The following is a 12,129-nucleotide window of genomic DNA, read 5'->3' as shown; positions in this document are numbered from 1 at the left end:
ATTTTAGAATGATGCTTTCAAGTCTAGAAACACAGAAAAAGCCATATGGTATTATGTTTATTGGAATTGATGATTTCGAACAAATTAATAACTTATATTCTTATTCATTTGGAGATAGGGTTTTAAAAAAGTTTTCTAAATCTATTTTACCTTTTTTACCTGAAGATATAAGCTTATATAGATTAGATGGAAATGGTTTTGGAATTTTGTATCCAAATGGAGATTGTTATGAATTAACAAAACTCTTTAATAGGTTTCAAGATATAGCACAATGTATAAAACAGATTAATGGACATGCTATTTCATTTACTATATCAGGAAGTATTTGCTTTTATCCAAAAGATGGAATAGATTGTGATACATTATACCAAAATGCACGTGTTACATTTGAAAAAGCAAAAAAGCAAGGGAAAAAAACACTAATTGTATATTCAAAAGATGAGTTAACTTTTTCGCAGTATTCTATACAGTTGATAGAGTATTTAAGAGAAAGTGTATTAAATAATTTTAAAGGATTTTATTTAAATTATCAACCACTTATTTTTAACAATAGTAAGAAACTATATGGATGTGAAGTATTACTTCGTTGGAGAAATCCTAATTTTGAAATGAAACTTGGCCCAACTGAATTTATACCTTTTTTAGAATCTTCTGGGCTTATGGATACAGTTAGTCAATGGGTAATTAAAACAGCTTTAAAGCAACTAAAAGTATGGACAAAATATATGCCAAATTTCAAGATGAATATAAATGTGTCATATCAACAGCTTGAAGACCCTAGCTTCAAGTTTTTTATTTTAGATACTGTAAAGCAAGAGGGTATATCTCCATCTCTAATTACATTGGAACTAACAGAAAATAATAAGATAAAAAAAATAGAAGAAATAAGGAATTCTTTTGATTTTCTTCGAAGTCAAGGTATTAAGATTACATTTGACAGCTTTGGAGCAAAACATTCATCTTTAGAAATTTTTCGTGAACTAAGTGCGGATTCTTTAAAAATTAATCATACTCTTTTAAACCGCATTACATATGATGTAATAGACCAAAAAATCGTTTCTCAAATTATTAATCTATGTCATAGTATGAATATGTCAGTTTATGTGGAAGGAATTGAAAATAAAGAAACTTTAAAAATAATTGAACAGATGAGACCAGAAATATTGCAGGGATTTTATTATAATGAGCCTATAAACGCAGAGAAGTTTTATGAGCATTACTTTGAAAAGAATATTGAGACCATTAATTATCAAGAAGATGTTATATCAAAAGAACTTTCTATAGAAAAAGAAAAAAGTATGGTATATTCTGCCTTTACTCCAACACATTCAATGAATATAAAAGAATTGGTTGATAATGCTTATGCAGGCATATTTCAAGTAGGAATGAACCCTGAATTTACTTTTCTTACATGTAATGAAGGCTATAGAAGGATGTTAGGTTATACCATTAAAGAGATGGAAGAAAAATTTAAAAATCAAGCATTGGGATTTGTGCATCCAGATGATATGGAATATGTGAATTATGAAATTAGAAGGCAACTTGGAATTAGTGATATAGTTACAATTGAATTTAGGGTAGTAAAATCTGATGGAACTCCTATATGGATACTTGGAACAGGCAATGTAGTAAAAGGTAAGCAGGGTTCTAAAAGTTTAATTGTAGTCATAATAGAAAATGATAGGCTTAAGAAAAGGTCTTTAGAGATGGAAGAATCATATTGGAAATACAGAAGAGTTTTAGATAATATTCCTGCTTGTGTAAAATGTATTCGTTTTGATGAAAATTTTACTTTAGATTATATTTCTCCTAGCTTTATATCATTGATAGGCTATACAGAAAAAGAAATTAAAAGTAAGTTTGATGGAAAGTATATCAATTTAATTATAGAAGAAGATAGAAGAGCTGTACTTGGAGATATGATAAGCCAAGTTAATTCTGGAGATATAGTTACACTTCATTATCATGTTAGATGTAAAGATAATCGTTTAATTTTTTTAGAAACAATTTCTAGATTATGTGAAAATGATAAAGATGGAAAGAAGTACTTTTATTCAAGTATTGTAGATGTAACAGAGGAAACAGATGTAACTTCTGAAAAAAGTGATAAAAAATCTAATAGACTTGTTAATCGCTATCAAACAGCCTTAAAACAATGGGGCGATGTATTATTTGAATATAGTTTTAAGGATGGTACAATAACATTTTCTGATAACTATTATAGTATATTTGAGACAGAACCAAGAGGAACAATTTCTGAACAATTATCAAATATTTATGAAGAAGACCATCAGATTTTACTTGATGCTTTAGAAAATGCACATATTGGTAATAAGCCAGAAGCAATAGAGATACGCATACGTTCTAAAGATAATGTACATTTATGGTGTTCTATAGTATTTAATGAACCTGATAAGATTGGAGATACTACTATATCAATACTAGGTAAAATAAGAAATATTGATGAAGAAAAGAGAGAGTACAATAAGTTAATTGAGCAATCTCAAAATGATTTAATGACAGGATTGCTAAATAAAAGTACTACTGAGGAAAAGATAAGACACATGTTGCTATCATTTGATGAAAATAAGAAATATGCATTATTTATGATTGATGTAGATAATTTTAAGGATGTTAATGATACTATGGGGCATGTATTTGGAGATAAAATATTAATTGAGTTAGCGGAATGTCTAAAAAGTAATTTTAGGAAAACAGATATTGTTGGTCGCGTTGGAGGGGATGAGTTTATAGCATTTATGGAGTACAATGGAGAGAAAGAAAGCCTGCAAAAAAAAGGTCATGATATATTAAAAAGACTAGATACTACGTTTACGTATGATAAATTATGTTTTGAAGTAAGTGTAAGTATAGGTATTTCTAGATATCCAGAAGATGGGAGACAGTTTTATGAGTTGTATCATCGTGCAGATAGTGCGTTGTATAGAGCAAAAGAAGAAGGTAAAAATACATATTGTATGTTTTCTATCTAAAAATAAAATCAATCAAACACATATTACTACAAAGTTTTTGTAATCACCTTTGATAAGTGATTAGTTATTTGTAAGTTATATAGATACATTATAATTGAGGTAACAAAGATGAAAAAAAAATATGATTTTTTAATTTATACTGTTATTTGGCTAGTTGCCATTGTTATTTTTATATTTTCCTTATTTCATAGCATAAGGCACATTAAGATTATAAATTATACTGGTATTATTCGTAGTAGAACTCAACAAGTTGTTAAACAAGAATTGAATAATAAAAAAAATGATGATTTAATAAAGCAACTAGACAGTATTTTAATAGAATTAAGAACAGGTGATGGAAAAAACAAACTGCAAAAGTGCAATAATGAGGAATTCCAAGAAAAATTAATTCAGATGGATGCTATGTGGAAATCCATAAAAAAAGAAGTTATAAAAGTTAGAAATGGATATTCTGGGGATACCTTATATAATTTAAGTGAAGAGTATTTTAAGCTATCCAATCAAGCTGTTTTTATCTCTGAAAAACATTCTAATCTAAAATTACATTGTTTTGCTACTGCGTTGTTTATTTATCTTATACTATCAACAGTAAGTCTCTTAATCTGGGAGCATTACAACAAAAGAAGATTTAATAAAATATTTTATACTGATAATTTAACAAATATAAAAAACCAAGTTGCATTTGAGAATAAAGCTGTTGAGATTCTACATCATGCATTTAATGACGAGTATGTACTATTAAATATTGATATTGATAATTTTAAATATATTAATGATACACATGGATATGAATATGGAGACAAAATTTTAGTAATAGTAGCAACCATACTTTCTAGAACTTTTAACACTAAAGAAACTTGTGCAAGAGTTGGTTCTGATAATTTTGTAATCCTTGCAAAGTATAGAGAGTCACTCTTAGAGGATATACGCAAAATTTTAACTGATGCCATAATATCTCAATTAAATATGAATGTAACTCATACAATATCTTATTGTATAGGAGCGTATTTAGTTGAAGTTGGGAAATCAGATTATAAATCTATCCATTCTATGATGGATAAGGCAAATATTGCACATAAGATTAGTAAAACGAGAGGAATTTCTTCCACAGTGTGGTACAATGAAAATCTATTAAAACAATTACAAATGGAAAATAGTATTTATAATCATATGTACAAAGCGCTTGATAACGAAGAATTTCATATGTATTTGCAACCAAAGTTTCAAATATCTTCTTTAAATGTTGTGAGTGCAGAAGCTCTTGTAAGATGGTTTTCTCCAGAACTTGGATTTTTATCACCAGATAAATTCATTCCATTATTTGAAAAGAGTGGATTTATTATCGAATTAGATTTTTACATGTTAAAAAAGGCATGTTCATTTATAAAAAAATCATTTATGGAAAAAAATCAATATACATATCCAATTTCAGTTAACTTTTCAAGAGTTACTATTTATCAAAAAGATTTTTATGAAAGATTTTTAGATATTGTTAGAGAATATGATATTCCTTTTAAGTATATAGAAATAGAGGTAACTGAAAGTGCTTTTAATGAAATATCTGAGCCAGTTAATTCAATTTTAGAAAAGCTTAAAAAGTTAGGATTTTTAATATCTATGGATGATTTTGGTTCAGGATATTCCTCATTAAGCCTTTTATGCTCTTTATCTATTAATGGATTGAAGTTAGATAAAAGCTTACTTAAAGAAACATTTAATCGTGAAAAAGTCTACAGTATTATTCAGTGTATTATTGAAATGTCACATCGTATAGATATGTCTGTTGTATGTGAAGGAATTGAAACTAAGAAAGATTTGGAGTTTTTAAGGACTATTAAATGTGATGTGGGACAAGGATTTTATTTTTCTAAACCAATTGAAGAAAAAGAATTTTTCAATAAGTATGTGACTGAAAAATAATAAAAATATTGTGAAATGCACTAAGTATATATCATTCTAGAAGAATTAAAAATTTGTAATCAAAATTAGCAATAGATAAAAAGCATTAGTAATGTAACTAATGCTTTTTATTGGTGGTTTTATTTATATTAATAATCGTAAGAATAAAATATTTATATAATAATTGAGTTAATTTCAATTTGATTTTATTAATAATGTAATAATGTTATTTGTGCAATGTCCAGTATTCATAACCAAAGATACTCTTTCTTTTACAAAGTTGAATTGAGTTATTTTTATTTGTCGAATTATACATGTTATTAGAAACTTTCATTTTTTTTATTTTATTATTTACATTTATTTTAAGATAGTAATCGTTTCCAGAGCGAGAAGGACTTATTTCCTTATCAACAACTGTTACAAGTTCAAACTCAGGTCTGTCTAATGTTGTTATATAATTTAATGCTGGTGTTGTAGAAAAGCTAAGAATAAATGTAGATAAGGTAACTAGTAGTATTTTAAGTTTTGTTTCATGTCTTTTTTTGATAATTAATACTAAGACATAAAAAATTAACAACACTATCATGTAAATACCAGAAAAACTAAATCTTTCATTATTTGGTGTATTTAAGGAGCTTGTAGATAAAAGCAGAACTAGCATGGATAATATACATGCAGTTAAAGGAAATGGGATATGATACTTTCTTGATTCTTTTGCTTTAGGCGTTTCTATTAGCATTTTAGGATATAGCCATAAATACATCATCCAGCTGAACAGTAATATAAATATATATATGGAAAATTTAATTTTTACAGGAGTAAGGAGAGCAATAATAGCAAGCGTTGTTAGTAAGTAACGTATGATACGAGTAATCTTTTTTTCTTTTTCTATGACAGCTAAAGCCCATCTATTTTTTATAAATTCATTTTCTCTTTTTTCACTCTGCTTCATTTAATCAACTCCTATTAATAGTATAGTTTTTAAAGTTACTACTTTGTTTTATTTTAACATATTTATATAAAATAGTAACATTGATGTTTTTTATTTTTTGGAATGTTATATTAACATGGGCTAATAATTATGCAAATTTATAATCAGAAGAAATTACTTCTACCATTACTTAAAGCTAATAAATAATAAATGTAACTCTTTGTAAAGCTTTTTAAGTAGATATAGATTATTTTAAGACATATTTTTGAAAACTATAAAACAATATAAAATAAAAAACTATTGACAAGGTGAGCGATTGGTTACTATAATGAAAGTGAGCAATCGCTCACTTTATTTTTCGAAGAGGAGTTAAATTATGAATACAAAGGAAAAAATATTAAATGAATCTATGAAATTATTTTCAGTAAAAGGTTTTGATGCAGTATCTATAAGAAGTATAGCGGATGCTGTTGGTGTAAGTAACAGCGCTTTATATAAACATTACCCAAGTAAGCAAGCTATATTTGATGCTATTGTAGAAAAATCTAAGGAACATTTTTTAAAACAATGTGACTATGCACAAAATTCTATATGTGTTAACATGGAAAGCTTTGTTCAAATGTGTCTTTCAATGTTTGATTTTCAAATTAACGATGAGTGGATTGTGATGTTTCGTAGAGTTCTTCTTATTGAGCAATTTAAAAATGAGAAAATGGCTCAAATTTTTAATGATTTTTTTATTGAGTTTCCAATAACCTCTCAGAAACTAACTTTTGAAAAATTAATAGAAGATGGGATAATGATTTCAAAAAATCCAGAAGTACTTGCAATGGAATTATATGCTCCATTTTTTCTATACCACACAGCAAAGTGTGATGTAGAAAAATTAATGGAATTATTTAGGATTCATATTGAATATTTTTACTTAGAAAATTTTAAGGAGGAAAAATAGTATGCACAGTCAATCTCTTATAAATAAGAAAATAGTTAAAAATAATTATAAATTAAAGACAGTTCAAAAGAAAGAAAAACAAAAATATGGAAAGGGTAATAGGAAAATCATAAAAAATTATCTAGGTAAGGTTGTTGCTCTATCTTCATCTGAGTTAATTGGAAAAGAATTAAGAATGTCAGATTTTACAACAAATATTACAAGAGATGAATTGATTGGAGAACTTGAGAAAGCAAAGATTACTGGTATGAGTGGAAATAGTTTTTTTATATCAGAAAAAATCAAAAAGTTTTGCTCATTAGAATCAGATAAGAGGATATTATTGATTAATGCTGTTGAATGTGATCCTGGGCTTATCCATGATGAATGGATATTGGAAAATAGATATTCAGAGATAGTTCATTCTATTCATTATTTAAAAGAAGCACTTGGTTTGCAAGATGTAATTATGGTATCTAAAAATAAAAGATTAGAAACGGATGGTAGTTTTTCTCTAAAAATAGTTTCATCACGATATCCTATGGGAGAAGAGCATTTCCTTATACAACAGGTGCTTGATATAAATTTAGATACAAATGAGTTTCCAGTGAATAATGGTATTTTAGTATTAAATCTTCAAAGTGTATATCAAATATGTAAAATTATAAATAAATGTTATGATACAGGTCGTTTTATTACTATAGCTGACTTATCCAATGGAAATGCTAGAGTAGCATACATATATCCAACAGATAATATCTCAAATATTTTAAAAAGCACATTTAAAGAAAATGAAGATAAATTATTATATAAAGGGAATGGAGTAATGTCCTGCTTTGAAGCAACAGAAAAAGATGATTTTTCGTATTTTGGAAATTTTGCTGCATATTCTAAACCATCAAACATAAGCAACAAAAATAAATGTAAAAAATGTGGTGTGTGTACAAGAAAATGTCCTGCAAAAGTCAATATATCAAAAATTGTACAAATGATAGATAATAATTATGATGTTTTATTATCTCCGTATCATCCTGAAAGATGTATACATTGTGGAAGCTGTACATATTATTGTAAAGCATCGAAGAATGTCTCTGAATATATTATGGAAGATTATCAAATTGATTAATAAATTTAAATATTAAATAGCACCTGATTTTTGATAGGTGCTATTTATTGTCATGTGAAAATGAATGTATTTATCAATATTGCAAGAGCATGGTTTTAAGAGATTTTAAATAAGTGTTTATTTATCGAAAAAGATGAAAATTTTTCAAAATAGATAAAATATGATAAAATAGATTTTGGAAGAGGTGATAAAATGATTTCGTACACTCCATTGTGGAAATTGCTAATTGATAGAAAAATAAAAAAGATGGAATTTGTAAATATATCAGGTATAAGTATTTCTGTTTTAGGTAGATTAGGAAATGATAAGTCTGTTTCTATGGATACAATGGAAAAGATATGTTTAGCACTAGACTGTAAAATAGAAGATGTTGTAGAAATAAAAAAGGATGTTTAATGATGCTAAAATATTTTAATGATATCGTAAAAAACATATAAAGAATAAGTAAGGTTTAATTTAATAGATAAAGTTTTGTTGGATTAAAAATAAAAATAACTATATGTGAATAAATTAAAATTAAAGAGTAATGCTATAATGTAAACTAAATATATTTTTCCAGTAATTATATGAAGTTTTTTTGAATAGTAAAAATAATTGTTTTAGTAGTGTTATAATGTCTTGGTAGGGTATATTTATTATTAGAAAGGATTATTATATGAAAAAAATATCAATTTTAGGTTCTACAGGTTCTATAGGTAAGCAAACCTTGGATGTAGTTAGAGAAAATAGAGACAAGTTTGAAGTAGTTGCAATATCAGCTAATAGCAGTATTGAATTGCTACTTGAACAAATTGTAGAATTTAGACCTAAATATGTAACAGTTTTTGAGGAAAGTAAAGCATTAAAATTAAAAGAAATATTGCCACAAAATATAGAGATAGAAGTTTTAACAGGAATGGAAGGATTAAAAATAATTTCATCATTAGATGAAATTGATGTACTTTTAACTGCTGTTGTGGGAATGATAGGATTAGTTCCAACACTTTGTGCTATAAAGAAGGGAATAGATATAGCATTAGCGAATAAAGAGACATTAGTAACTGCTGGAGAGCTTGTAATGGCAGAGGCAAAAAAATATAATGTAAATATTCTTCCCGTTGATAGTGAACATAGTGCTATATTTCAGTGTTTAAATGGAGAGAATAATAAAAATATAGAAAAAATAATACTTACTGCTTCTGGTGGACCATTTAGAGGAAAGAAAAAAGAAGAACTTTTAAATATAACTAAAAATGAAGCTTTAAAACATCCAAACTGGAGTATGGGAAGAAAAATAAGTATTGATTCTTCAACACTTATGAATAAAGGACTTGAAGTAATAGAAGCTAGATGGCTATTTGGAGTAAAACAAGAAAATATAGATGTAGTGGTTCATCCACAAAGTATAATTCACTCAATGGTACAGTATACAGATAGCTCTATAATTGCACAATTAGGATGTCCAGATATGAGATTGCCTATACAATATGCTCTTACATATCCAGATAGAATGGAGAGTAACTTTGAAAGAATGAATTTTTCAAAATTTAGTACTTTAACCTTTGAAGAACCAGATTTAAAGACTTTTCCATGTTTAAAATTAGCTTATGAATGTCTAAAGATGGGTGGAACTTATTCTTCTGTTTTAAATTCCGCAAATGAAGTTTTAGTAAGTGAATTTTTAGAGGATAAAATTGGTTTCTATGACATACCATATTACATAGAGAAAACTTTAGAGGTTCATAAAAGCATAAGCAAACCAACATTGGAACAAATTTTAGAAACAGATAGATGGAGTAGAGCTTATGTTGAAAATCTGATAAAAAAATAGGAAGGTGAATTTATGACTATAATAGCTGCATTAATACTATTTAGTATAATTGTATTAATACATGAGTTAGGACATTTTATATTTGCAAAAAGAAGTGGTATTAAGGTAAATGAGTTTTCTATAGGTATGGGACCTAAGATATATAGTGTAAAAAAAGATACAGAGTATTCCATAAGAGCTCTTCCAATCGGTGGATATGTAAGTATGGAAGGTGAAGACGAAGAACAAATAAGTCCAAATTCTTTTGGAAATAAATCTATACTACAAAGATTTAGTACTATTGTAGCAGGACCAATATTTAATATAATATTGGCAGCAATACTTTTAGTACCAGTGTTTTTGTATATAGGTTCTCCAACTACTACACTTGGAAAAATAATGCAAGATACTCCTGCACAAGCAGTAGGACTTCAAGTAGGAGATAAGATAAATAAAATTAATGGTAACTCTGTTAAAACTTGGGACGAAGTTGCAAATATAATAAATACTTCTTCTGGTGGAGAATTGAAGCTTAGTATAACTAGAGATGGAAGTGATAAAATTGTAAATGTAACTCCTAAAGATAACAATGGAAAGTATGAAATAGGAATTCAGCCACAAAGAGAAAAAGATTTTTTTGGTTCAATAGTAAATGCATGTAAAACTACTGTGGATATGACAAAACAGATGTTAACATTCTTAGGTCAAATGGTTACAGGACGTGTACCAGGAGGAATTGGTAATGCTGTTGCAGGGCCAGTAGGTGTTATTGGTATGGTATCAGATGCAGCCCAAACAGGTCTTATAAATGTAGTCTATTTGGCAGCAGTAATAAGTTTAAATCTAGGGATAGTAAACTTATTACCAATACCAGCCCTTGATGGTTGGAGAATACTTATGTTATTATTAGAAGCTGTTAGAGGCGGTAAAAAACTTGACCCAAATAAAGAAGGTATGATAAATGTAGTTGGATTTGGGGCCTTAATGTTATTTATGCTTTTTATAACATATAAAGATATATTAAGGTTATTTCAATAATTTAACTTTCTATAAAGTTTAAAAAAGCTATGTAGTTTTAAGTGAGAATAAATTAATTTTAAAAGATTAAATTTATTCTTAGTTGTTTAACTATATAGCTTTTTAATTTATAATATATATGTAGTTTGTAGTATTTTTTAAGATATTGAATGATTTTAATATAAAATAATATATAGAGGTGAAATATGAGTTACGAGAGAAGAAAGACAAGAGAAGTTAGTGTTGGGAGTGTAAAAATAGGAGGAGAAAATCCTATAAGCATACAATCTATGACAAACACTGACACAAGAGATGCAGAGGCCACAATAGCTCAAATAAAAAGATTAGAAGAAGTTGGTTGTGATATAGTTAGAGTTGCTGTTCCTGATATGGAAGCAGCTAAAAATATAGGGAAGATAAAAACTAGTGTAAACATACCTGTTATTGCTGATATACATTTTGATTATAAGTTAGCACTTGAAGCTATAGAACAAGGTGTAGATGGTGTTAGAATAAATCCTGGTAATATCGGGAACATAGAAAGAGTTAGAATGGTTGTTGAGAAATGCAAGGAAAAAAATCTAAAAATTAGAATTGGTGTTAATGGGGGCTCTTTAGAAAAAGAACTTTTAAATAAATATGGTTCTGCAACTGCTGAAGCATTAGTTGAAAGTGCTATGGGACATATTAAAATTCTTGAAGATTTAGGTTTTTATAATATAGTTATTTCTCTAAAATCATCTGATATTTATAAAACTGTTGATGCATATGAATTAATATCAAAGAAAGTTGATTACCCTCTTCATGTTGGAATTACTGAATCTGGAAGTGTTCATAAAGGAACAATAAAGTCTTCTATAGGTGTGGGAGCACTTCTTCTTAAAGGAATTGGAGATACTGTCAGAATATCTTTGACAGGTGACCCTGTTGAAGAGGTTGTTGTTGGTAAACAGATTTTAAGAAGTTTGGGTCTTTTAAATGACAAGATTAAAGTTATATCATGTCCTACATGTGGCAGATGTAATATAGATTTAATTAGTGTTGTAAATGAAGTTGAGGAGAAAATTGGTAGTATGGAAAAAGATATTACTGTTGCAATTATGGGTTGTGCTGTAAATGGTCCTGGTGAGGCTAGAGAAGCTGATATAGGTATTGCTGGTGGTAAAGGTGAAGGTCTTTTATTTAAAAAGGGTGAAATTGTAAGAATGATTAATGGTGATAAATTGGTTGATGAGTTGCTAGAAGAGATTGACAAGTTATAGTATACAATCAATAGATATAAAATAGCTAGATATTCAAATACTTTTAAAATAAATTTTATTTATGGTATTTAATTATCTAGCTATTTTTAATTAAATAAATTTGAAAAGATATAAGAAATCTATATTCTAATTCAATTATATAAGTGAGTACCAAAATTCATTCTATATTTATTCTAATAAA

The 12,129-nt window shown here is 27.4% G+C and carries 9 protein-coding genes; 8 read left to right on the top strand and 1 reads right to left on the bottom strand.

The genetic code is table 11. The features are described 5' to 3' along the window. Both KGF50_RS17240 and KGF50_RS17235 read left to right on the top strand, forming a co-directional pair. Positions 1-2,993: diguanylate cyclase domain-containing protein (locus tag KGF50_RS17240; protein ID WP_227849203.1), on the top strand; the 2,993-nt coding region annotated here is incomplete at its 5' end. A 108-nt stretch (positions 2,994-3,101) separates the two neighbouring features. Continuing rightward, on the top strand, positions 3,102-4,913 hold the full coding sequence (locus KGF50_RS17235; protein WP_227849202.1) for a bifunctional diguanylate cyclase/phosphodiesterase: 1,812 nt from the start codon (positions 3,102-3,104) through the stop codon (positions 4,911-4,913). Between the two features lie 205 nt (positions 4,914-5,118). On the opposite strand, the gene KGF50_RS17230 is transcribed toward KGF50_RS17235, so the two are convergent. Next, positions 5,119-5,844: a hypothetical protein gene (locus KGF50_RS17230; RefSeq protein WP_227849201.1), complete on the bottom strand. Its 726-nt coding sequence runs from the start codon at positions 5,842-5,844 to the stop codon at positions 5,119-5,121. A gap of 355 nt (positions 5,845-6,199) precedes the next feature. Between KGF50_RS17230 and KGF50_RS17225 the strand changes: the two genes are divergently transcribed. The 6 genes from KGF50_RS17225 (at position 6,200) to ispG (ending at position 11,948) form a co-directional block, all read left to right on the top strand. Beyond that, positions 6,200-6,775, top strand: coding sequence for a TetR/AcrR family transcriptional regulator (locus KGF50_RS17225; RefSeq protein WP_227849200.1), 576 nt, complete (start codon positions 6,200-6,202; stop codon positions 6,773-6,775). Position 6,776: 1 nt separating this feature from the next. Further along, positions 6,777-7,880 carry a 4Fe-4S dicluster domain-containing protein gene (locus tag KGF50_RS17220; protein ID WP_227849199.1) on the top strand — a complete coding sequence of 368 codons (1,104 nt, stop codon included), beginning with the start codon at positions 6,777-6,779 and terminating at the stop codon, positions 7,878-7,880. Between the two features lie 192 nt (positions 7,881-8,072). Beyond that, positions 8,073-8,276, top strand: coding sequence for a helix-turn-helix domain-containing protein (locus KGF50_RS17215; RefSeq protein WP_227830419.1), 204 nt, complete (start codon positions 8,073-8,075; stop codon positions 8,274-8,276). 259 nt (positions 8,277-8,535) lie between these two features. Beyond that, the gene (locus KGF50_RS17210; protein ID WP_227849198.1) at positions 8,536-9,690 is read left to right on the top strand and encodes a 1-deoxy-D-xylulose-5-phosphate reductoisomerase; all 1,155 of its coding nucleotides are present in this window, start codon (positions 8,536-8,538) and stop codon (positions 9,688-9,690) included. Between the two features lie 12 nt (positions 9,691-9,702). After that, positions 9,703-10,707 (top strand): RIP metalloprotease RseP, encoded by a 1,005-nt coding sequence (rseP, locus tag KGF50_RS17205; protein ID WP_227849197.1) that lies wholly within the window; start codon positions 9,703-9,705, stop codon positions 10,705-10,707. 185 nt (positions 10,708-10,892) lie between these two features. Continuing rightward, positions 10,893-11,948, top strand: a complete 1,056-nt coding sequence (ispG, locus tag KGF50_RS17200; protein ID WP_227849196.1) for a flavodoxin-dependent (E)-4-hydroxy-3-methylbut-2-enyl-diphosphate synthase — start codon at positions 10,893-10,895, stop codon at positions 11,946-11,948. Positions 11,949-12,129 lie beyond the last annotated feature (181 nt).

This window comes from Clostridioides sp. ZZV15-6598, assembly GCF_020657705.1.
GTDB classification, from domain to species: domain Bacteria; phylum Bacillota; class Clostridia; order Peptostreptococcales; family Peptostreptococcaceae; genus Clostridioides; species Clostridioides difficile_F.
Note: the sequence above shows the minus strand (reverse complement) of the source record. Positions and strands in the feature narration are given on the sequence as shown.